The 24,277-nt window shown below is 45.1% G+C and carries 17 protein-coding genes; 7 read left to right on the top strand and 10 right to left on the bottom strand.

Annotated features, from left to right (window positions below):
* Positions 1-66: 66 nt before the first annotated feature.
* The 3 genes from A7985_RS23185 to A7985_RS23195 form a co-directional block, all read right to left on the bottom strand.
* Complete coding sequence (locus A7985_RS23185) at positions 67-1,758, bottom strand: methyl-accepting chemotaxis protein (RefSeq protein ID WP_081310696.1); 1,692 nt, start codon at positions 1,756-1,758, stop codon at positions 67-69.
* A 43-nt stretch (positions 1,759-1,801) separates the two neighbouring features.
* Positions 1,802-2,218: a BLUF domain-containing protein gene (locus tag A7985_RS23190; protein ID WP_065792790.1), complete on the bottom strand. Its 417-nt coding sequence runs from the start codon at positions 2,216-2,218 to the stop codon at positions 1,802-1,804.
* A gap of 126 nt (positions 2,219-2,344) precedes the next feature.
* Entirely contained in the window at positions 2,345-3,988 is a 1,644-nt protein-coding gene (locus A7985_RS23195; RefSeq protein ID WP_065792791.1) for a methyl-accepting chemotaxis protein, read from the bottom strand.
* Positions 3,989-4,221: 233 nt separating this feature from the next.
* Between A7985_RS23195 and A7985_RS23200 the strand changes: the two genes are divergently transcribed.
* Together A7985_RS23200 and A7985_RS23205 are read left to right on the top strand one after the other, a co-directional pair.
* The gene (locus tag A7985_RS23200) at positions 4,222-6,345 is read left to right on the top strand and encodes a TonB-dependent receptor plug domain-containing protein (protein ID WP_081310697.1); all 2,124 of its coding nucleotides are present in this window, start codon (positions 4,222-4,224) and stop codon (positions 6,343-6,345) included.
* Positions 6,335-6,850 carry a TlpA family protein disulfide reductase gene (locus A7985_RS23205; protein ID WP_065792792.1) on the top strand — a complete coding sequence of 172 codons (516 nt, stop codon included), beginning with the start codon at positions 6,335-6,337 and terminating at the stop codon, positions 6,848-6,850. The genes A7985_RS23200 and A7985_RS23205 overlap by 11 nt, the downstream gene beginning before the upstream one ends.
* On the opposite strand, the gene A7985_RS26645 is transcribed toward A7985_RS23205, so the two are convergent.
* Entirely contained in the window at positions 6,843-7,013 is a 171-nt protein-coding gene (locus tag A7985_RS26645; protein WP_176716792.1) for a hypothetical protein, read from the bottom strand. The two genes, A7985_RS23205 and A7985_RS26645, sit on opposite strands and share 8 nt — an antisense overlap.
* A gap of 523 nt (positions 7,014-7,536) precedes the next feature.
* On the opposite strand from A7985_RS26645, the gene A7985_RS23215 reads away from it, so the two are divergent.
* Genes A7985_RS23215 through A7985_RS23225 form a run of 3 tightly spaced genes read left to right on the top strand, consistent with a single transcriptional unit; the run spans position 7,537 to position 10,502 of the window.
* Complete coding sequence (locus A7985_RS23215; RefSeq protein WP_065792794.1) at positions 7,537-9,072, top strand: hybrid sensor histidine kinase/response regulator; 1,536 nt, start codon at positions 7,537-7,539, stop codon at positions 9,070-9,072.
* Between the two features lie 16 nt (positions 9,073-9,088).
* Positions 9,089-9,892: a substrate-binding periplasmic protein gene (locus A7985_RS23220; protein WP_176716793.1), complete on the top strand. Its 804-nt coding sequence runs from the start codon at positions 9,089-9,091 to the stop codon at positions 9,890-9,892.
* Positions 9,882-10,502 carry a helix-turn-helix transcriptional regulator gene (locus tag A7985_RS23225; RefSeq protein WP_065792796.1) on the top strand — a complete coding sequence of 207 codons (621 nt, stop codon included), beginning with the start codon at positions 9,882-9,884 and terminating at the stop codon, positions 10,500-10,502. Before A7985_RS23220 ends, A7985_RS23225 begins: the two co-directional genes overlap by 11 nt.
* A gap of 52 nt (positions 10,503-10,554) precedes the next feature.
* Here A7985_RS23225 and A7985_RS23230 read toward each other — a convergent pair whose 3' ends face one another.
* Entirely contained in the window at positions 10,555-14,193 is a 3,639-nt protein-coding gene (locus A7985_RS23230; protein WP_065792797.1) for a LamG-like jellyroll fold domain-containing protein, read from the bottom strand.
* 340 nt (positions 14,194-14,533) lie between these two features.
* Between A7985_RS23230 and A7985_RS23235 the strand changes: the two genes are divergently transcribed.
* Entirely contained in the window at positions 14,534-15,409 is an 876-nt protein-coding gene (locus tag A7985_RS23235; protein WP_065792798.1) for a DUF417 family protein, read from the top strand.
* Positions 15,410-15,429: 20 nt separating this feature from the next.
* Here the strand turns inward: A7985_RS23235 and A7985_RS23240 are convergent, their stop codons facing one another.
* A complete protein-coding gene (locus A7985_RS23240; protein ID WP_065792799.1) occupies positions 15,430-17,034 on the bottom strand; it encodes a CHASE domain-containing protein in 1,605 nt (534 codons plus the stop codon).
* A 204-nt stretch (positions 17,035-17,238) separates the two neighbouring features.
* On the opposite strand from A7985_RS23240, the gene A7985_RS23245 reads away from it, so the two are divergent.
* Positions 17,239-18,672: a DEAD/DEAH box helicase gene (locus A7985_RS23245; RefSeq protein WP_065792800.1), complete on the top strand. Its 1,434-nt coding sequence runs from the start codon at positions 17,239-17,241 to the stop codon at positions 18,670-18,672.
* Positions 18,673-18,692: 20 nt separating this feature from the next.
* Here the strand turns inward: A7985_RS23245 and A7985_RS23250 are convergent, their stop codons facing one another.
* From A7985_RS23250 to A7985_RS23265, 4 genes are all read right to left on the bottom strand, one after another.
* Entirely contained in the window at positions 18,693-19,958 is a 1,266-nt protein-coding gene (locus A7985_RS23250) for a sensor histidine kinase (RefSeq protein WP_176716794.1), read from the bottom strand.
* A 31-nt stretch (positions 19,959-19,989) separates the two neighbouring features.
* On the bottom strand, positions 19,990-20,676 hold the full coding sequence (locus A7985_RS23255; protein WP_065792812.1) for a response regulator: 687 nt from the start codon (positions 20,674-20,676) through the stop codon (positions 19,990-19,992).
* 70 nt (positions 20,677-20,746) lie between these two features.
* Positions 20,747-21,103, bottom strand: coding sequence for a hypothetical protein (locus tag A7985_RS23260; RefSeq protein ID WP_065792802.1), 357 nt, complete (start codon positions 21,101-21,103; stop codon positions 20,747-20,749).
* The gene (locus A7985_RS23265; RefSeq protein ID WP_065792803.1) at positions 21,100-23,694 is read right to left on the bottom strand and encodes a reprolysin-like metallopeptidase; all 2,595 of its coding nucleotides are present in this window, start codon (positions 23,692-23,694) and stop codon (positions 21,100-21,102) included. Before A7985_RS23265 ends, A7985_RS23260 begins: the two co-directional genes overlap by 4 nt.
* Positions 23,695-24,277: the final 583 nt, after the last annotated feature.

Below are 24,277 nucleotides of genomic sequence, written 5' to 3' on the forward strand. Positions count from 1 at the left end.
TAAATTTACAAAGCGCGCCATCTTGAAGCGATTTTCAAGTCTGCGCGCTATTTAAGGTCATTATTATCAGGTCACAAAGCGGTTAAAGTTGGTATGTAAATCAATAATCCTTTTCGCAATATTCTGGTTTGCATCGGCGGTTTCACTCGCCCCTTGTGCGGTTTCTTTGGCCAGCTCATTAATGTTGTTGATATTTTTATCTATATCAACCGCAACCATGGACTGCTGCTCTGTTGCCGTGGCAATTTGCGTGTTCAAATCATTGATTTGCTCTATCGCACCTGAGGCTTCATCGAGCATGGTCTGGGTTTTTTCACTCTTTTCAAAGCAGTTATGGGCACTCACTTTACCTTTTTCCATGCTGTTAACCACTTTGTTCGCCTCTGTTTTTAAGCGGTCTAACAAGTCTTGAATATCAGCGGTGGATGATTGCGTACGAGTCGCTAAGGTTCTTACCTCGTCGGCTACCACAGCAAACCCTCGGCCACTTTCACCCGCACGCGCGGCCTCTATCGCGGCGTTTAATGCCAATAGGTTAGTTTGCTCAGAGATGCTTTGAATGGCCTCTAACACCGAGCTGATATTATTGGTTTCTTCCACCAGCTCCGCGATGTCATCTGAGGCAAGATTGAGCTCAGAAACGAGGTTTTCAATTATTTGATTGGTCTGGGTGGCGATTTGTTTGCCCGTTTGTACCTTTTCACGTACTTTCGCGGTGGCTTCTGCGGCATGTGCGGTACTTTTTGACATGTCTTGGGTTGTAGTGGTCATCTCATAGACCGCAGCGGCGACCATTTCGGTCTGGTTTTTTTGCTCCGTGACACTTTTTTCAGTTTGACGCATCACACTCATCGCTAATTCCGACGAGTCACCTAAACTGCGCACGACATCATTGGTACTCATGATGGTTGCACGCAAGCCACTTATAAATTTATTAAACTCGCGCGCCATCACCCCCGTTTCGTCTTTTGCCGACTCATCTAACATGACCGTCAAATCACCGTCTCCACTTGCCACCGACTTCAAGCGCGCAATAAGCCCGTCGATTGGGGTAGTGATAGAGCGACTAATGATAAAGGCCGCCGCCAGTGCCACGAGTAATGCGCCAATCGCTGCAATCGAAATCAGCTTGATCGCTAAAATTTCGTCTTGCTCTGCTTTTAAGGTGGCTTTTTGCGTAAACGCTTGTACGTTTGCCAGTACCGCGATGAGTTCCTCTTTCAGTTGATCTTCTTCTGCTTCAATTTTTTTAGCCATTGGCATCAGCTCCAAAATGGTCTGATTGGGCAGTTGATTTAGCAGCTGCTTAAGATCTTGGGTGGCTTGAGCATAGTGTTTTGTGATGACTTTAAGTTCTTGCTGCACTTCGCGAAACTTGCTGGCAGCCTCTTCAGAATGCGCCATCGTAATGGCTTGTGCTGAAAACGCCGTGGTGTCGTCAATTTCTTTTTCCACTTTTGTCATCGAAGAGAGCAGTTTCTGAGACAGTTGCTGTACTTTACTGTCATAACCAGGTGCACCGCTGTCTGACAAAGATTTATACAACAGTAATCGTTCAAATAATATGGCTTGCTCTAGTTGATGTTCGGTGATTTGCGTAAGAAAGTTATTCAATGGAATATCTTCCTCTGCAATATCAATTAGCTCATATCCTATCTTGGCCATTTGTACCAAAGCAATGGCACTGACGAGCAAAAGCATGCCAAGTTGCACCGCAGCCATTAGGTAGATACGTTTAGCAATACTGAGATGGTTCATACACACGACGCCTTATTTTATTGAGTGGCACTTACTCAGGCACTCAACATGTTTTAAAATAGCAAAGTAACTGCACCGAAAACTCCGGGTGACTTTGCAAAAATGCGTACTTATCGTCCTGAGTTAAAAACTCCGAAAACCCGTCTTCATCGCGCATCTTTTTACTATTTAAGCACTTGAACCCCATTTTCCAGTGAGCAAATACCCGCTCTGGTACAGCTTGCTCGTGCAATTTATTGATGCGCTCATGACGAGGGTCTTTTGATATCACTTCAAACAGAGCCCGAACTTCCTCTTTTTTGCCTTCCAACAGCTGAATAAAGGTGCCTCTGCCATCATAAAGCAGCAGGCCTGTGATTCCGTTAGCGACATTGCGCTGGCGAAATTTATTCATCATTTTGGCTAGTTCTAATTCTGTATGACGCTTTTTTGCTTTACTGATATAAACTAGCTGAAACATGAATTAACACTCCGCACGATATCGTTTTAACGGCTTTACTCAGACTTTAGTTCTTAATACGCCTTTTAACGTCTAGCACACTGCCTTTTAAAATACCAAGTGTGTATTAAAATCAGTGACTAGCATTTAGCGCACCTTAAAAAAGCTAATTGCACTGTGCATCCCCGCAGACAACGCATCTAATTTTTGGGTCGCATTGCGATTGGTTTCAGTCACTTCAATGGCATTATCTGACATCGCAGAAATTGAACTCATTGCATCAGACACTTCGGAAATTGCACTGACTTGCTCAGCACTGGCCTGCACAACTTCACGTACCCGCTGCAGTGAATCACTGGCTTGCGCATCAATACTTTGCAATAGCTCTGTTGCCTCTTGGATAAGGGCCTTACCATTTTCAACTTGCGGCTGTGTTTGCTCCATGGCCTCTACTGATGCCGAGGTTTCTTTTTGGATCTCGCCGATCATGGCCTCAATTTGTGCGGTCGCTTCGCCGGTGCGCTTGGCAAGCTGCCTCACTTCATCCGCAACCACAGCAAATCCACGTCCAGACTCACCGGCACGAGCTGCTTCTATTGCCGCATTGAGCGCGAGCAAGTTTGTCTGTTCAGAAATCCCACTAATCACATTGGCGATTCCGCCGATTTGCTCAGTATTGGCTTCTAACTTTTTAATTTGTGCCACGGTGGCATTAACAGTGTCGGCTATACGGACAATTTCGGAGGCACTTGCCGCGATGGCGTCTCGCCCTTTATCTGCAAATTGTACGGTAGACTCTGAATTTTCTTCCGTTTTGGTGGTCAGCTCGCTGACGTGATCGATGCTACTGCGCAAATGCTCCAACCGGGCAACGGTTTGTTGCGTCAAGGTCGCTTGTTGCTGAGCCGCTGCATGTATATCGTCTGAGCCGGATGACACAACCTTAGCTTGCTCTGCTAGATCCGATGCACCGCCCACGACATTAGAAACAATTTCGGTTAACTGTAATTTCATTTCAAACAGCTTTGCCAACATACTGTTGGGGTAATCAGTGGCCATATGCTGGGTTAAGTCTCCCTGCGCAATGGACGACAATGCACGCTCAGCTTGGCGGACCTCACCGCCCAGTGCCTCTCTGATACTTTTTGCAATCATAAGCCCGATAAACACACTCACAGCAATCGCCAACAAGGTTGCAGCAATCATAAATTGTGCGAACCCGCCTGCTACATCTCGCGCTTCTGGGGTCGCCAATTGGTTTGCTTCTTCTTGGTAGTCAATAAATTCATTGATGCGTGCAAGCCAAGTGATAAATGCCGGGCGCGCTTGATGCAACACCATATCGTCCACTTCTTTCCCTGCACGCTTAAGTGCGATGATCTCTTCCACAAGCGGCCGTGTCGTCACTTTAATGTCTTCAATGCTTTTCAAAATGCGGCGTTCTTGATCATTGAATGGCACCCCTCGCGACTTCATCTGCGCCATGCTATTTTCTGCTTCCACGTAAAAGCGCTTTAATTGCATGATTTCTTGCTCAAACTCACTGAGCTCAGTGGTTGAATTGGTAATCGCAACATCCCGAATGGCAATGGCGGTGTCGTGAACGCTGCCCCTAAAGTTAATGGCATAGCGCTGTTTCACCGAGTTGACGTCGGTCATTTGTGCCAAGGTGTCATCAATGAAGTTAACGTCTTTGATCCCAATTCCCGTCAGCAATATCATCAAGCACAATATCGCACCATAACCAACAGACAGTCTCTGTCGTATTGTGAGCCCAGCTAGAAAATTCATTAATTCACCTTTTTGTCACATCCGCTCTGTAAATTTAGGTCCGATCAGCATTGGGCGCCAATTATCAGTGCGGTAAAATTATGTTTATTTTAGTCATTATCCCTAACTAGACCCTACTCCTCACCAATTACTCACGCAATATTTCAACCAAACTTTAAATAATTTATTACTTGAAGTTCAGAACCACAACGCGATAACATTAATAATAATCATTATCATTAAAATAAATTGAAGTGAATTACTCTAACCTGTATTTATCTAAAGCCATTATCGCCACAACTTTACTCGCATCACCAATCGTTTATGCTAAAAACCAAGAACAAAGTTTGGAGCATATTGAGGTTCAAGGGGTGCAGTCACGATTACAAGCTCGCGGCATCCTAAAAGACAGCATCGCTAAAACTGAGCTTATCGATGCCCAGCAGCTAAAAAACATGCAAGCGGCAAACCTCAGTGAGGCCATTGATAAAGCGCTGGGTATTCGGGTCTCTAATGAATGCTCCATGTGTGGTGCAAAACGCATTATGATCAATGGTATGAAAGGTGAGCACACCAATGTATTGGTTGATGGTATCCCCCTGCACACGATGCTCTCTGGATTCTATGGCATGGACAGCGTTGCAACTGCCGGTATCGGAACCATAGAGATCGCACGCGGTGCGGGCGCTTCACTCACTGCGCCCGAAGCCATTGGTGGGACGGTTAACTTGGTCTCTCAAAAGCCGACCAAAAATAGCGCAGAGTTAGACGTTGCCTATGGCAATCAGGATTACCGTAAGCTCTCCATGGTTGCCATGGGGATAAGCGACGATGAGAAAAGTACGGTTAGTGTCATCGCACAACATGACAGTCGTGCCCAGTTTGATGGTGATAACAATGGTGTAAGTGAGTCCCCACTATTAGATAATCAGTCATTGGCAGTAACACTTACTCACGATTTCTCTCTAGATACGACGGTCAAGACCCGTTACAGTCGCAGCCAATCTGAGGTCTTTGGCGGACCGGTTATTGGAGATACCACCAGCTCCATTTCAGAAACACTCTCCAGCGTAAGCAAGGGAGAAGCTGACAATCTATTTGTCGATAATGATGTGCGAAATCGCTACATTGGCAACCCGTGGGAAACCGCAGAGTGGGTTGATACCCAGCGCGAAGAATGGCTATTCACCCTACTTCACAGCCTCAATGATAACCTCGCGCTGGATGTGAGTTATGCCAATGTTGAACATATACAAGACTCTTTTTACGAAAGCATCGATTACTATGCTGAAGATGACATGCAGTTTGCAGCTGCAAAGCTCTACTACACGCTGAATAGTCAACACCTGATTACTGTAGGTGTGGATCACCGCGATGAAACCATGCGTAGCCATACCGAGGCACTGGCAAATAACCCGCTTTACATGTCAGATAGCTTTGATTACACCGTTTCTGGCTTCTTTATACAAGATACTTACACGCCATCTATCGATTTTGAACTGGCATTGGCCATACGGTTTGATCAAATCAATGCGGATTTTATTGCCAATCACGCTATTGGTGATGAGATCGATGAAACCTTGGTATCACCGCGCCTTGATGTCCGTTGGTTCCATCATGAGAATTGGACCTCACGCTTTTCTGTAGGCCAAGGTTATCGAGCGCCACTGTCATTTTTCGAAAGTGACCATGGCATTTTAGATGCAGAGAAAGGCTACCTAGTAAATGTACACGATGTGGAACGTTCGCTCGGCTACAACTATTCACTCAGTCACACTGCCGACAAGCTGAATGCAACCCTGTCTATTGCCTACACACAAGTCGATAACCTTGCCTCGCTGACGCATAATGCCGCTGGCACACCCGTATTGGGTCAATTGACTGAACCAGCAGAGGTCTTGGCATGGGATTTCGCGATGAGTTATCAGCTTACCCCATCATTGCTAGTAGGCGGCAGCTTTGAAACCTATCAGTACAACGATGTATTTAAGTCTTCATTTGGCATCGCCCCCACTGAGCAGCGCGCAAGTGTTAATGTGGATTATGAGTTGAACGAGTGGGGCCTCAGTGCAAACTATTTGTTTGTCCCCAGCAGAGATCTGGCCGATTACGGCTATGCGGCATTCAATGATCAACAAGCCACACAGGCCAAAGAAACCAAGGTAGGTAGCTACGGCCTGCTCGATTTTAAAGTGACCTATGCACTGAGCAAGCAAGTTGCACTGTACTTTGGGATCAATAATGCGCTTGACTACAATCAAGCAGCCGATGAAGACACCCCAATCATGTTTGATAATGAAGGGGGTTATGACGTCACTTATATATACGCCCCACTGCGCGGTAGGTTAGCTTACGTCGGCTTCGACTATGACTTTTAGACACGCATTAACCATGCTCTCTTTGCTAATGGCATCTTTTTTTAGTGATGCCACGAGTCCTTTTTACGAACTAGAGCTCACACCCTTAACGCCGCACGTTCCTGACTCTTTAGGGTACTATCAAGGTCAGGTGTTGGCACTCATGCTGATCCAGCCGAATTGTAGCTGGTGTAAAAAGCAGCACAAACTACTACAACAGATGTACGATGCACAGTCACAAGATTGTCAAAAGTTTTCGGTGTTAATGATGGCAACTGGCGCACAAAAGCGCCAGCTTAAAAGGCTGAAGGCACAGTATCAATCGCAGTTTGCGATGACGAGTTTACCTAATTCATTGGCTAACTTGCTGGAGAGTAAAAGCACACCACAGTTGTTTATACTCGATTCACAGGGAAATCTCGTCACTTACCATATCGGTTTTATGCCCGAGACCTCTCTTCGCACGCACATGGATCCTTTGACGAAGCATGCCACATGCCGCATCAGATCGGCGCTGGTTAGTTAACTTTACCTAACCAGCTTAAAAACCCTTTTGCATCCGCTGTATTTTCAAACGCGATATAGCTCAGGCCATCTTGATGTTTTACCGCCATGCGGCATTTGTTCATAGAGATTGATTGGACCGGCAAAGTGATCGCCACCTGCTGTCCTTGGTATAAGTAAGACATAATAAAACGCTCATAAATTAATTTTAATATCTCATCGCGTTTTAACGCGGATCAATATTGATTTACATGGTGCCTTATTAAGGTCTGCTGAATAGATGCATCACAAACCGATGCTCAATGGAATCATGTTGTTACATGATTAGAAACTTGATAATTTCAAGACAGACGCATTAAGGCGCTAACTTTAAAACTATGACTGACTGGATCAAGGTAAGACATAAATATTGCTTATTTAATTGAGTCAAACAAGCAAGTCAGCCAGCATACGTTAACTAGATAAAATATACAAGAGAAAAATGATATTAATATGGCAATTCGCGTCTTTGTTCTTGCTTTTGTCTTTTATTTCCCTCACAAGTCAAAAAAGCATACGTCACGTAGTATGCTTGATGTGCGCAAACTGTTCACTAACTTGCCACAAAACTGGATATAAATCATGCAATACTAGCGCAGTAAAAGTATGTTATGACTATACTTAAGCCTGCACCGTGCTTAAAAGTTTAATTGCCGTTGGAGGGGTCTTGTGCACAGACTTGAAAAGGAACTATACGCTCAAATCAAAAAAAGCCCTGAGATATTCAACTTTATGGTTGAATGCTCTTTGGATGGCTTTTGGTACTGGGACTTAGAAAACCCAGCTCAAGAGTGGATGAGTCCCAAGCTTTGGCAAACATTAGGCTATGACCCAAGCACCAAGCAGCACTTAGTTTCTGAGTGGCAACACATCATCAATCAAGATGATTTAAAACTCGCCATGGACAATTTTGAAAAACACAAAGCCGACCCATCACACCCGTATGATCAAATCGTACGCTATACCCACGCCACAGGTAAAACGATTTGGATCCGGTGTCGAGGACTGATTATTCGCGATGAACAAGGTGAACCTGTTCGTATGGTGGGCTCTCATACCGATATCACGGAAATTAAAGAAAGTGAGCGACGCGCTATTGAAGCACTCGAAGCCAGAGAACAGTTTTTTGCCCGCATGTCTCATGAAATTCGGACTCCTTTGTTTGGGATCTTAGGGATTGCAGGGACCCTCAAAAGCGCTGTAGTCAACGATAAAATAGCCCAAGATATCAGTACCATATTGAGCTGCGGCGAACAGTTACAATCATTACTCAATGATATTCTTACCCTTGCCAAACTGGACGCAGAAAAGCTCTCCACCAGCATTGAAGTAGTTGATTTAGAAAACGTGTTTGCTCATATCAAAGAGCTATACCATGCTGCCGCAGACGAAAAGCAACTCGAACTGAAAGTTGCAACGGATAAGGTCTCGGGCATGTTTGTTAAAACCGACAAAGTACGGCTCACTCAGGTGCTCAGTAACTTGGTGAGCAATGCCATAAAATACACTAAAACAGGATCCGTAGAAATTAAGGCCGATTTTAACCAAGATACCTGCACCATTTCGGTGATAGATACGGGCGTTGGGATCAAAGATATCGAAGCCATTTTTAAAGCCTACACACAAGAGGATACGTCTTACGAAGGCATGGTTAGTGGCAGTGGTTTAGGCCTAGAGGTGGTTAGCCAACTCTGTGAACTACTCAACTATGATTTAAATTTTAGTTCTGAAGTGGATGTTGGCACCCATGTCACCATTTCAATGCCAGCGACCCAAGCCCATACGCATCAGGCTGAACAAGCCACAGCAACTGAGTCCCCATTGGTGCGCTCGATTCCTCGCATTTTGATTGTCGACGACAATGCACTCAACCAAGTCATTACCAGCAAGATGCTTACCCCGTTTTGCGACCATATTGAAAAAGCTTCCGATGGCTATGAAGCCTTGCAAGTAATTAGCAAAAGTCCCCCCTTTGATTTGATATTATTGGATATCAACATGCCTAAAATGAACGGTTATGAAGTACTTGCGCTGATCAATACGATGTCGCTTGACTCACACCCTCATATCATCATGTTATCGGCCGATGCCTTTGAAGCCACACAACAAAAATGCCAAGAACTGGGCGCGAAGGGGTACCTCACCAAGCCGTTTACACAACAAGAATTGCTGGAGGCATTGTCCGATATGCCGCATTCACAATAGCCGATCACAAGCAGTAATGACTATTATGACCCAACGCCCACTTCACTTAGCATTCACTACTATCATACTTTTCGCACTTTTGTTTGTGAGCCATGTGAGTGCCCAAACACTCACCATCGCGATTGGTGAATATCCACCTTACTCAGGAGAAAAACTCAAACACCAAGGGTTAGTCCCCCAAGTCATTCGCGCGGCCTTTGCCAAGCATAATATTCGTGTTCAGTTTCACTTTATGCCCTGGGCACGCAGCTTTATGGAAGCTAAAAAAGGGCATTATGACGCAGCGGCATTTTGGTACTGCACAGACTCGCGACAGAAACATTTTGCCTGTAGCACCGCGCTTTACGAAGAGTCCGCGGTCTTTTTTATAAAAAAGAACAACCCCGTGCCAATTTGGAACAACTTGGAAGAGCTTGAAAAGTATCGAATTGGGGCAACAAGGGGTTATAGCTATACCAATGAGTTTTGGCAACTGGCCAACTCTGGTGATCTAGATGTAAACATCATGACCCGGGATGAGCAAAACTTCTCTATGCTCCTAAAAGGGAGAATTGACCTTTTTCCGATTGGGCTATTACCCGGTATGTATATGCTGGAACACAGCTACCCTGAGGAAAAGTCAGCATTAACATTTCTGCCTAAGCCCTTACTGACGGGGACGTTGCATTTGTTGTTTTTAAAAAACAACCCGACCACTATGCGCTTACTCAGTATCTTTAACGATGGCTTAGATAAAATAAAACAAACTGGCGAATATCAAGCAATCTTAGCACAGTATAGTGACAAGCCAATCAATGAGCCGCAGGCCAATGCCCCCTAATACAGTTTACATCCTCTCTGAAAATTTAGATCGCACTGTGCAAAAGTGGTTAGACACTCAAGGCTTTACCACCGAGTACTTCTCGCAGGTCGACGACTTTATTGCACAAGCAGACTTAACACAGCCAAACTGCGTATTGATGCAACTAAATGGCTCGGTGCAGCATTATGCCAAGGCGATTCGCCAACTAACGGTGCAACACAGTCCAATGCAAGCGGTGATCATCGAATCTCACGACACGCTGTTTTCAGAGCAGTACTCATCGACTTGCTCATCACTCCCTTTTATTGATTTACCGCCAGACTTAATTGCACTTGAAACTGCAGTAACACGCGCTTTTCAGCACGGGGCAGAAAAACGACAAATGAATGCAATGGCGCGTATTTATTGCCACGAATTCACAGCCAGAGAGCTAGAAATTGCTCAACAACTTGCAAAGAAAAAAACAATCGCTGAAATTGCACAGTACTTATTCTTATCCCCTACAACGGTTGAAAAGTATGTGTGTCGCATTAAAGAAAAAACAGCTTGCCAAACAATTGATGCACTCTTAGCGCTGCTTGTTGATTACCCACCAGAATCAGTGATGCCACGGGAAACACACTTGTAAAAAACGCGGCCTAAGCCGCGTTTTACTCTATAAATCTTTCGTCATGCCTGTATTAACAGAAAATATGACAAATGAAGTGTTTGGCACCATTGTAAGCATCTTTGGCCGTATCTTCCGCTTTATCTTTTGCAGTATCAAAGGCAGTACCTGCAAAATCTTGCGCCTTGGCCCCATAGTTATTAACCGCATCATCAACACTGATTATGCCACTAAACACCGCTTCTTGCGCTGTGACACCATACTGTCCCATCGCCTGATTGAGTGGCAACATGTTGGTTTGTACAAAACGAATGGCTGGCACATAATATTGTGTAACGGCTTGGTTCACAGTCAACATATTTGAATTGACCGCCTCCAACCCACCAATTACACCATTACCAACGAGATCTGCGGTATCAGCCACAGAGTTAGTATCAATCACCACATTGACATCCACATCAAGGCCAATTAAAACAGCCAGTTCACCAGAGACACCCACTGTCAGTTCACCATCTTCATAGCCCGCTGTGGCACCTGCGTTGATGCCCACACCGAGGCCCGCTTCAACGCCACCTTCGGCATTACCACCAACACCTGCCAGTGAACCGCTGGCATACCCAGAAGCGGTGGCCATAATGCCCGCTTCAGCCCCCGCTGAACCCGAAAGACCGTAACACCCGTCGCCATAACATAACTTGCTATCACCTTCGACATTGGCATAAGCAGACAGTGCAGCTGTGCCTTCGGTGGTCGCACTTGTACCGGGCACAAAGTCCACTTCGACTTCTAACGTACTCGTCGCCGACACTGTTGCTTGCGTGCCTAACTTAACATGCTGAGAAATTTGTGTTTTATCTACGGTTAGCTGTGCTTCAATCTCAGCGTCAACGGTCACCTCTACACCGTACTCCTGCGATGCAGAACCAACGCCATCCACTTCCACAGAGCCTCCCGCGGTCGCCACTGCGCCTGCGCCAATATAGCTTCGCGCTTCAGCGTTCACACCATCAGGGCCAACTGAGAAAGACAGTTCTGCATCCGCCTCGGCATAGGCTTTTGCATTCGCATAGCCGTTAATTCGGGCACCGCCAATCAATTCTTTACTAATCGAAGTCTCTGCGGTGACACCCACTTTGAGTTCAACGGCTTTGTCTACTTCTACGGTTGGAAAGTCAATTGAAAAGGCACCGGACTGGATTTCATCCGCAATCAGTGCAAATACGCCATTACCCATAGCCACTGAGTTGTTTACAACCGCCCCAGCAGGCACACCGGCAATCAAAACCACATTGCCCGGACTGGTATTGACTGACGCTGGCAATTGATATGTCTTGTAGTAATCGGCTATCGCTACGACATTGTCGGTAAAGCGAATGTAGTCAACGTCGGTCATCAGTAAACGCGTTACACGAGTCGGATCGTAGCGATAAGTAAGCACCAAAGAGTTACCCACTCGCTCAACCGAATAGTTTTTCCGACTATCCGCCACTTGAAAAACAGTGCCGCCGCTGACACTGCGCTCCAGTTCAGCATCATCAATAAAGACTTTTTGTTGAGATGAAACAAAATTACCGTCATAACTCGCCGTCAATTCAACATTGACGTAAAAGTCGTGGTGCGCATTGCTGACATCAAGTTTTAATCCGGTTGCGTCGCTGGCATTAAGATCAATACTGCCGCCTTGAATTAAGTACTTGTTGTTTTTATCTAATAACACGACATCATGCGGTAACCCAGAAATCGTCACCGTCGCATCCTGCGCAACTTTTGGGTTAACGATGACATTCAGTGGCACTGCTTTACCAACACCAAAACTACTTTTGATATCGCGATACTTACCTTTTACCAAATACCAAGGTTGATCTGCACTGCCTCTGACATAGCGATCATTCTTTTCGGTCACCACCCAAACACGTCCGTCATTATCCACCGCTATTTCTTTAGCTTTGGCACTCAGTTCTCCTTCGCCGCCGTAGCTTGGAATATAATTTGGATCATTAACTGGCACTGCTTTGCTGGTATCGCCGAACACATCTGTGGTGGGATCAAATGGCGCATTGCTGTCATATCCTTGGGCTTTTTGCGGATCAAACGCGTCTGAAGGGGTAAAGTACCAAGGCGCTGAGATGCCAAAACGATTTTTCACATACCCTGCGTAATCGATGCCCCAAACCTGACCATCGGCCCCCACAGCGAGCTTTTTCATAAACCCATCTTGAGTTAACCAATCACCTGATGATTTCTTACCATTGAGTTTGATTTCTCCTTTGAGGCCATTTCTCACATAAACTTCACCATTTTGGCCTGTCGCCGCAGCCCAAACATAACCATTTGGCTGAACCGCCAATTGCGGAAAGAAACCATCAACTTGTTGCCAAGGAGAATCGAAGCGATCGCGAAAATATACTCGACCATCATCTGTACCGGCCCAAATACCACCGTCCTTATCACTGCCAATACTGACAAAATGCATACCTTGGTCGACATCAGTATCCACTTTCCAGTCGGTGTTTTTTGAACGACTGAATACAACACCGCGCTTATTAATGCCCCAATAAATATCGCTATGATGCGTCACTTGCTCAATGGGTTCACCAAAATCAATACTGCCGCTTTTCGCAAATAACAAATCATCGGCTTTTGGCGGTACCACATACACAAAATCATAGCGTTGAACGGGTTTTACTGAATAAGGCTGCACATTGCCGGCATGAACTTCAACTTGCAGTGCAAATTTACCAAAGAAACCCTGTGGGATATTGAGTAGCAGTGCGTTATCTTGTAGTGCTTTTAAATCCACCACTTGCATATAGGTGCCATTTTTGTTTTTCTTTGGCAATAATGCGTTCCCCTTAATGCTCACACCTTTTGGTAAACCAGACACCGTTACAGCACGATAGTTCTGCGGTACGCTCAACTGAGGCACGGTAAATGGATAATCCGCAGATGTGGTGCGAGTTGTGCCTACGCGGGCGCCATGAAGGTGCATATAGTCACCTCCTGTTGCATGGTCGATCACGCTACCACCCATAATATCTTTCTCGTTTAATGGGTAATTAGCAATCAAGTTAGGGGTGATTGCACTCAAAACGGCACGATTATTTGCTCTGAGTTGTTTTTGCGTGCGCGCTGTATTCCAGATTCTAAAATCATGAATAGCCCCTTGGAATAGCGCATCTCCATTCCAAGCACTGCGCCCTATGTAGCGATGACGGCGCGGTTCTGTACTAGGCAGATTCATATTGCTGTTAGTCGCAACCAATTCACCATTGATGTAGAGTTTCGCTGTTCTCTTGTCATGTTCAAAAGTCGCAGCCAAATGTGTCCAATAACCAATGGGCAATGCTTTTGGCGAATCAACCACAGTCTCGTGACCGTCACGGTATACGCTGAATCTAGGTTTACCAGTTTTGGCAATTGATGTGGCAAAAATAATGTTGTCTTGGCCTGTTTGGTTGAAAAAATCGAGTAAACGCGCGAAATGCGTCACTTGGTCAACTTTAACCCAAGCTTCAATTGTGAAACTCCCTTTAACATCAACATTCTTTTCGCTTACTAACTCAGCGTAGTCATCCTGACCATCAAAAACAATGGACGCCGCAACATCACGCTCCAATACACGGTACTCTTCTGCTGCAATCGTTTGCGAAATTAACCCAAATAAAACGATCACCGCATATTGAGTTACCCGCCCAAGACAGTGTTTCAACATTATCAAATTACCCTTTCTTTGCCTTTGTGTATAAATCATCTGAAATGATTCAAACTATAGAGATTATCGATACCTAGCTGTCCAGATATCAGGAATGAAATATTCCTATGAGCGAGAGGTTATCACAACACACAATACAAAGTGGTGTGACAAGAATCTATAAATCAGATAAAAGGAGTAGCAAAAGTGTAATAACTAACTGATTTCGTATGTTTTTACACCGAAATAAATGTGTGTTTTTTCTCTAAAATTGGAGATTCACACCGTTAGAAAGCAAAAATTTGAAATATATATCTAGGTATTGCGGTCTGTAAGGGTAATCAATTTCTTAGGAGTTCACATGCAACATAAAACACTAATTAATTTGGTGACCGGTCTAACGGCATTCAGCTTGTTTACCTTTGCGTTATCAATGATGCTTGGTGGTAGTGACCGCTATGTGCAAACCGTTTTACAATTTTATTTGCTCGATAGTGCCATCTCAGAAGTCCTAGCGGCTCAACTGTTAGGCGGTGTTATCCTTGTCATTAGTGCGTTACTTGTATCTAGGCAACCCGCTTTTAAAACTGCTGCCTTTTGGGGACTTATTACCGTTGCAACACTATTTTTAGTTACTTTATTTGGTGAAGCGCGTTGGATCCAATCTCATGGCGGATTTCCAGTTATCGGATCTGGACAAGGGATCATTAAATACTTTGCGCTACTACCCATTGCTATTTACCTCTTTGCTCGCGATAAATTTAGCGCCTCACAGCACTTGTGGTTTAACTTTTTCCCAGTTGCCTTGGTGCTCTTGTGGATTGGCGGCATGAAATTCTTAGAATTAGAAGCGAAAGGCATCGAGCCTTTAGTAAGCCACTCACCATTTATGTCTTGGTTATATGACTTATTCTCAGTTCAAATGGCGTCTAACATAATTGGTATTTACGATATTTTCTTTACCGCTTTGTTGGGTGCCGCGTTATTCTTACGACATAAGCAGCTATTTGTTATTGCCGCATTAGGTAGTGGTGCAGTATTCGTTATGACACAAACATTTTTAGTCACCACGCCTGGCGCGCTGAGTATGACTACACTGCTTACCGGTACTGGACAATTTATCATTAAGGATATTTGGTTTATCTGTAATCTGTTGATCTTAAATTACTTGATCAGCCATTCTTTGGCTTCGGCAGACACTGAGTTTACACAAGCGTCACAGTCTTCTGCTGCTTAAATAAATCGAGGCAGGGGGAATTACCCCACCTGCCTTGCGCAATCGGTAGATATTGCTTTTTGAGTTGCCCCTTTAACTGCATAAGTATTTCTACCTGCATCTTTCGCGCGATACATAGCCTGATCAGCCATATCAAGCAAATGGCTTCTTTCATCATTACTTTCAGGCCGCATGGCACATGCGCCAACACTGACAGTCACATATTGACTCACTGATGACCTTTCATGACTAATTTCCAGTGCAGCCACAGCTGCTAAACATTTCTCACAAAAGCCATCAAGCTGCTCAGTATCGGGGAGAATAAAAATAAACTCCTCCCCGCCAATCCGAGCAAAAACATCACAGGCGCGCTGCGCCAACTGCGCCAAAGCATTTGCAACTAAACATAAACAGCGATCTCCTGCGACATGACCATAATAATCGTTATATTCCTTAAAAAAGTCGATATCAATAACAACTAAACTTATCGGGCTACCAATACGTACAGCGCGCCGCCACTCTTTTTGCAACTGCATGTCGAAGTGGCGCCTATTTGAGACTTCTGTCAGACCATCTATTTGAGTCAGGGCCAGTAATCTGGCATTGGCTTTGTCCAATTCTTTGGTTTTGATTCTCACCGCATGCTGTATCGCAATTTGGCGACGATATAAAAGTCGTACATAAAAGAACATTAGAAACGTCATTACCATGCCGATAAAGAGCACTAAAACTGGGATAGCTGAAATACGGCTCTGCACAAAACGATGAGACGGGGAGGCACTGATCACCCAGTTACGCCCCCAGACGTCCAGCCAAGACTGCATCTGCCCCTGAGTTTGCAGCCGATTACGATATAGCGTTTGTGGCTGCTCGGCATTGGTGACATCCTCAATAACAAACTCGATATCCCCTTCATTTTTACCTAGTTTCGAATGCGCGACTAATGCATTAAGTTTAAATACCCCAATCACAAAACCACGAATATTGTCCCGTTTATCCGCAACGGTCAGTGATAGATGCTCATATATCGGTCGCAGTGCAATAAAGGCTTTCTGTTTATGAGGGTCTTGCACGAGTGTAATACTGGCTGTTACCAGCGGCAGTGCCAGATCCCGCGATGTTTGAATAATATCTCGGCGAGTTTGACTAGAAAATAAATCAAAGCCAAGTGCAGCCTCATTACCGAAAAGGGGTTCAATATATTGTACTGGGTAATACTGCTTGCGTATCTGGGCAGCTTGCATCTGCCCCTGCAGTCGCTCGGTAATCGCAAACTGAGCATAGTTTTGCTGGTTTTTTAGCTCAAACTCTTGCCGCGCATCTTGTGTGACTCGTGGCACCCATTGCAAAGCTTGGATCCCCGCCTTCGTGGCGAGAATACGAGAAGAAACATGACGAAACTCAGCTTTACTGGCTTGAGGTTTAACATCAAAGAGCACAGCGAGACTATGTAATGAAGAGAGGTTGTTCATCACCGTTTCTTTGAATGAATCTACCCTCAGCAAATACTCTTTACTAAATTCTTGCATGATGGAATGCTGTTGCTCTTGATACAACATATACACCAAAGTTCCGGTGAAAAGGCTGCCCGTAACCAACACCGTAAGCTGCATACAAAGCGCCACTTTCCGCTGTGTGATATCCATGATAAATCCCTTCATAAGCACGCTGTCATTGCAAGTATAGACCACCAAATAAAACGTGTGTGATGGAAGCCAATTACCACAATACTGGATTAAATTCGGCAGACTCTGTCAACTCTGCTATGATCGCGTATCCAAGGCAATATCGCCAATCATAGACAAGGTAAAGGTCCACACCATTGCCACCCCAGCACAAAGAGAGTATGCATGAACTTTTCTCAACTTGGGTTATCCCAAGTACTTTTAAACACCCTCGACACCAAAGGGTATAGTTCACCGACCCCAATTCAGCAGCAAGCCATTCCAGCCATTTTAAACGGCCAAGACGTGATGGCTGCAGCGCAAACTGGAACAGGCAAGACAGCAGCATTCACCTTACCACTGATTGAGCAGCTGCTTAACTCTCAGCAACCTCATGCAAATCAAGCTAGAGTGCTCGTGCTCGCACCAACGAGAGAGCTTGCAATACAGATTGCTGAAAGTGTAGAAACCTACAGTGCAGGCACGCGTATTCGCAGTACTGTTGTTTATGGTGGTGTTAAGATCAACCCACAAATGATGCGTTTGCGCAAGGGTGTCGATATCCTTATCGCTACTCCGGGAAGGCTATTGGACTTATACCAACAAAATGCGGTTAAGTTTACGGAGTTATCCGCGTTGGTACTGGATGAAGCTGACCGTATGCTGGATATGGGCTTTATTCATGACTTGAAAAAAATCATTCGCCTACTGCCCAAAAAGCGCCAAAACTTACTGTTTTCCGCAACATTCTCTGGACCTATTCGCGAATTAGCCCAAGGTTTGTTCTCTTCACCGGTTGAGATTTCAGTTGCCACCGAAAACACCGCCGCTAAAACAGTTATCCAAAGCGCTTATGCCTTAGATAAATCACAAAAGAGTAAGTTGCTTTGCCATTTTATTCTTGAGAAGCAATGGCAACAAGTATTGGTATTTTGTCGCACCAAACATGGTGCGAACAGGCTAGTCGCCCTATTGGAAAAAAACCACATCAGCGCGGCGGCCATTCACGGCAACAAATCGCAAGGTGCAAGGGTAAAAGCGCTAAATGGCTTTAAAAATGGCGACGTCAATGTATTAGTGGCCACAGACATTGTAGCCAGGGGGCTAGACATCAGTGAATTACCTTATGTAGTGAACTTCGATTTACCAAACACCTACGAAGACTATGTGCACAGAATTGGGCGCACAGGAAGAGCTGGGAGTGAAGGCATTGCCGTCTCTTTTGTCACCTTAGCTGATGCAGATGATTTATATGGCATCGAGCGCTTTATTGGTGCGCTTATTCCGCGCGCAGTGGAACCCGGGTTTGAGCCACAAAACCCAGTACCTGAAAAACCGCTAGATACGCGTCCAATCAAACCTAAAAAGCCGAAAAAGAAGAAAAACAAAGCAGACGCGGCTGAACAGGCAACGACGACTTCAAAGAAAACTCATCACACAAATTCAAGTGAAGGGAAAAACCATTCGGGAAAACGTCAGGGACCTTCTCGCAAACCTAAACGCAATACTGGTGCGCAAGGGCCGAGCAAATCAGGGGCAAAGTCAAAGCCTAGCAATAAGCCGCGCAATCCGAATAAACCAAATCAATCTGGCAAGCCTCGTCCATCAAAGCCTGCCTAGACCACCATGATAAGCCCAGTTTATACGCTGGGCTTATCTGCGTAGCGTTTCACTTTCAAACAAAAACACGCGCCACCCAATTCATGCACCCCATCAATAACACAAATATTACCTTCGTGTAACTGAGCGATAGAATTGGCAATCGCCAAGCCCAGCCCACACCCGCCAGAATCCCGCGAGCGGCTTGGATCCAAACGCGTAAAAGGCTCAAAAATCCGGGAGCGCTTACCTGGTGGGATACCAATACCGTCGTCCTCAATGTAGAACTGTATATAGCCACCATCAACACACAATGAAATGTGGCATTGTGTTTGTGCAAATCGTCCTGCATTGCGTACGATATTGATCAGCGCACGACGCAGCAGATTATGATCGGCGACAACATTTAAATCGTCACCGCTAATATTGTATTTAATCTTGGGATAAAAACTGGATACTTTGTCCACCGCATCTTGGAGAAGTTCCCTACAAGAGATAGACTGCAACTGCAATATGGTACTGCCATCTTTAAGCTTAGCGTAGTACAGCAATTCTTTGACCAATTCATCCAACCCCAGTAAGGCATTTTGCATTGTACTTTTAAGTTCAGCTTGTGCCTCAAGCTCCGCATCTTCTAACATGTCTAAAGCAAATTGAATGCGTGCCATAGGGCTTCTAAACTCATGAGCCACACCATGTAACAAGTCCCGTTGCAGATTTAATTGCTCTGTACTTTGCTGCTCACTTGACGCCAAATATCCATACAGTTCGGTTAATTGATCTTGAGGGCTTTGCGCTTTTTCAATATCAGCGGGGAGCACCGCTGCTAATTGGGCTCTGAGCTTCAATTGAGCTCGATACATTGCAACCAATAATGCAACAACCCCCAAACCATTGACCAAGCAAGCCATTAACCACATGAACCAATCAGCAAACCAGCTCAGCACACTCTGATAAATAATAGGGCCGATCATGACCACTTGGTTATCGCTGCGCATTATGTAAATACTGGCAGTTTGTGCATCAACAAATACTTGGCCTGATTGCAATTCACTGAGCTGCTCAATTAAAAATGGGTCATCTTCAAATTGGCGTAGGGAAAGGATGTCTGTGGGATGATCACCATAGACTGGTAAACTTTGAAGTAGCGCCGCATCTGCAATATTTTGCTCAGTATGGAGATACGCTTCGATATCATCGGCGAACTGATTTAAGTAACGCTCGTACTGTGCCAGTGACGCTTCTTGGATTTCAAAGTAAGCATCTTCCATGAGCCAACGCGCTGATACCAAATTGACCAGTATCATGATACCTAGCCACGCCACTATCAATTTGCCGTTAATCTGCAATGAGATACCCTTTATTTCGTATGGTTTTGATAACTTGGGGCTGCTTGGGGTCATCCCCAAGTTTTTTACGTAACCGCGATATCCGCAAGTCAATTGAACGGTCCATGGCATCATACTCTAGATTGAATATTTTACGATGCAAGCTATCTCGAGAAATGATGCTTCCCGCCGATTGGGCAAGTACCCAAAGCAACTCAAATTCCGCACTGGAGAGGGTCACCTCTTCGTTGAGATAACTCACTGAGCGATTACGCCAGTCCAATTGCAAACTGCCATCGCATACCACGCGCAAATCTTTGTGTTGCTCCTGCAAGCTTGATTGACGTCGCAGTTGTGCGCGAATATGCGCAAGTAACACTCTAGGTTTTAAGGGCTTACATAGGTAATCATCCGCACCGACTTCTAGACCTGTCACTTCATCAATATCATCAACTAACGCAGTTAACATGATGATTGCGCCAGCGAAATGAGGGCGGATCTCTCTACAGATAGCCAACCCATCGGTACCGGGCAACATCAAATCTAGAATAATCAGATCCGGTTGTATCTTAAATACTTTCTCAGCGGCTTGGCGCCCATCATTCAGAACTTCAACCAAGAAACCATTTTGGACCAAAAACTGGCTGATCAAGGAGGTTAGCTCTCGATCATCATCAATCAATAAAATTTTTTGCATAACACCTACAAAGATACAACAAATAACGTGTTCCATACAAAGGAGCACAAGGGGGCTGTACGCCCCCTACTTAGTTAGACTGATTACACAGCGCATACACTGCGTGATTGTATTTACTGGCGAATTGATATTTCGCACTACGGCTTTCTCGCTCCGCCTTTGAATACAATACATCTCCTTCATTTTTCCAGTAGCGAATTCCACACTGCTGTTTGAGACTTTTTACATCTCCGTCTTCAAACCCTGGAATTACTAGCCGTCTGCTTGCAAATACTAAAAAGCGATAATCTTGTTCAGCCTTAGCCCACTCCAAATTGCTTTTCAAATCCGTCTGATCGAATGTGCCATGTTTTTGCTGATCAGCACATCCACCTAGACTTGAGATGGCGACAGCGAAAGCCGCGATCCGCTTTAATTGCCTATTCATACACGTGAACTCCGTAGACGTCTCAATCCAAGCAACATGACACCCAGTAGTGACCATAAAGAGCCGCTGTCAGATGACGTGTCGTCATTGTTTTTAGGAGGTGTCGGTTCTGGCGTTGGTGTCGGATCTGTAACCTTTGTTTTCTCTTTTACGGTGACATCCAATTGCCCCGTTGCGGTTGCCCCCTGCCCATCAGAGACCGTATAAGACACTTGCTCTTTGCCAGAAAAGTCTGCTGGTGCAGAGTAGATAATCATCTGCTCATTGAATGTCACAACCCCTTTTCCAGTGTAGTTGACCGCCGTAAGCTTTAGTGCATCATCATCTAGGTCGCTATCATTGTCCAGTACCTTCACTTGCACTTTTTGTGCACCAAACTCCACACTCACAGTATCATTTTGCGCGACTGGCGCATCGTTAACGGGTGTAACTGTGATGCTTAAGTTAAACGGATCGCTTTGCATTTCACCACGTTTTACCACCACTTGTGCTTGTAACTTACCATTGAAATTAGCTTTTGGCGTGATGGTGGTCCCTTGAACGGTATAGTTATCTCCACCAGCGATTTCAATGCTATCTATTGTCTGTGCTGTCGCCATGGTTAAATCGCTTGGCTGCACGGTAATTGGTTTATCTTCGGCAACCGTCAGTGGCTTTTGGCCCGTGACCTTAGGCTTAACCGCCGCACCGCTTTCGTTTGTAATGGAAAAGTCACCTTTGTTTATAGCAAAGAAAATATTATCGCTACAACGCACCATAACTCTTGCTTTATCAGTTTTCAGAATAGGCAGAGCCACCTCGTACTGACCATTATTAGGCACTTTACTGGCCAAGGTTGTGGCAAATTGTTGCCCACCATCAACGGATAATAAAATGTCCACTTGCGTACAATTGACAGGTGCGTTTTCACTGCCAGCTGTGTGCCAATTAACTAGTTGTCGATTTGTTCTCCATTGAGAACTTGCGTCAGGTAACTTAACCGCAAACCCCGCGTCGTTAGCAACGACCGAAACTTGCATATCATCTTCTGACACACCACCCTTGCCATCTCTAGCTACTAAACGAAAATCAAGCTTACGCGTCGTCGTCGCATATGCCTCACCATAACTGAGCGTGCCTAGCAGGACATCCGATATTTGTGGCAGTGTACGCTCTGCTTTGTCGGTTGGATTAAACGTTCGGAACAAAGGTCGGCCACCTTCATCAACACCATCACTTTGCTTACTGTCCGATGCGCTGCCCACATTGTATTGTTGCCAACTGTAGCTTAGCGTATCCCCGTCAACATCGGTCGCACTGCCGATTAATTTAAAAGGAGTGCGAGCTGGAATCGTATAGTCGTTGCCCGCATTTGCTTCAGGACGTTGATTGGCTCGGGGAGTGTGTGTGCCACAGCTTTTACCCGCTTTTTCACGCGTAAAAGCCATCATTTGTTCCAACGAGTGGGCGTGAAAATAGGGGTCAGAATTGGCCTGTAAATTTTGCTCATCACAAATGCCTGCGTAACCCATAATGGTTGAACCACTTCCCGGCTCATACGCACTGGTACCCACTCTATTGCCCGTACAAGCACCTGAAGTACCATTAAAAGTATGCTCAGCACCTAGCTGATGACCAATTTCATGTGCCACATAATCAACATGAAATGCATCATTGTCTGGTTGCTCGCTCCCTGTTACACCTTCTGCTTTTATCTCGGTACAAACCACTTCAAAGCCTGCTAAGCCGCCCCCGCCAGTACCAACGAGGTGGCCCACATCATAATTTTCAAGGCCAATATGTTCATTGATCACGGCGCTGATTTTATCAATATCGGCGTCTGTGTTGTCAAAAGGGTCGCTATTTGAGTCTAAGAAGATTAACTTGTCACTCCCCTCTACAAGCTGAAAACGGATTGCCATATCACGGCTATAAACATCATTTAGCCTATTCACCATTGTCACCAGTGCCGACATAACCTTTTCTTTGGTACCACCATGATAAGCAGCATACTCGCCTGTCGTCGCGACAGCTAAACGATAAACAATTTCGGTATTTGGAAGCGTTGTTTTGGCTAATCCAGACTGGGCGCGTTCATGGTAATGGGCAGCTTCAGTCAAATGGTGTCTGCGTGGAGCCTGTTGGCGCAAAGGGTTGACTCGCTGTTTTTTTGCAGTCCGGTCGTAAACAGAATATAGATTGTCCGCATTACGCTGTGGATCGATATAAACATGCTTCCCTTGATAATTAAACATGCCATAAAAGCCCTTTTCATCCATGTTGAAATGGCCCCGGTGAGCCGAGTTGTGCTTATCCACCCCTGTAAAAGTGCGAATATGACTGTATTTAGCAGCAAGCTCTGGAGCCATGACTTGAGATGGGAAAAGCTTAAATGTCACTTTCTCCCCGGTTGGCAAGGGCAAAACCAGCTCTATCGATTCTTCGCCAACAGCATTTAATGTTTGTTGCAAAGCTGGTTCATCTAAAGAGTAAACCTTTTGGTGCCCCAATTGGTTACGACCTTTATCTGCATAATGCCAGTAATCAGATTCAGCATTGGCTGCCGTAGCAACAATTTGGCTTACCAAAATGGCGAGTAGGTGTTTTTTCATAGCAGGTTCCTGTTGTCATTGATTGTAAGTGCTGTACATGACAATAACTAAACCTGTTTTGGTCTTGGGTAACCAAGTGTGGAGGTTTTGTATCCTACCTGATACAAACAAATATCGTTTGACTAAACCATGATGATAACAGTATGGAAAAGGCTTATTGGGAGAAGAAATGAAGCCAGTACCGCACTCCTTGCGGTCGCATACGCAATGCTATGTTTGCCTATACGTGGCGGCCCTCCTTGAAAGATATTTTGTAACCATTGGTGTTGGTTTTTATATCTATGCTAGTTATACAACTAACATCTCAAAACTCGACGCTCAGTTGTCCCTTACTAAGCTAAAAAATTCGTATTTCTAGTTAGAAAAAAGTTCAACTTACCACCGTTTATACGCTCGCTGGCTTATTCTTTTTATACTGCTTTTTGCTCTTAGCTAACTTCTGCTTCCTAGCTAACGTCTGCATCCTGGCTGACTTCTGCATCCTGGCTGACTTCTGCATCCTGGCTGACTTCTGCATCCTGGCTGACTTCTGCATCCTGGCTGACTTCTGCTTCCTGGCTGACTTCTGCTTCCTGGCTGACTC

It is taken from the genome of Pseudoalteromonas luteoviolacea (assembly GCF_001696455.1).
GTDB classification, from domain to species: Bacteria; Pseudomonadota; Gammaproteobacteria; order Enterobacterales; family Alteromonadaceae; genus Pseudoalteromonas; species Pseudoalteromonas luteoviolacea_C.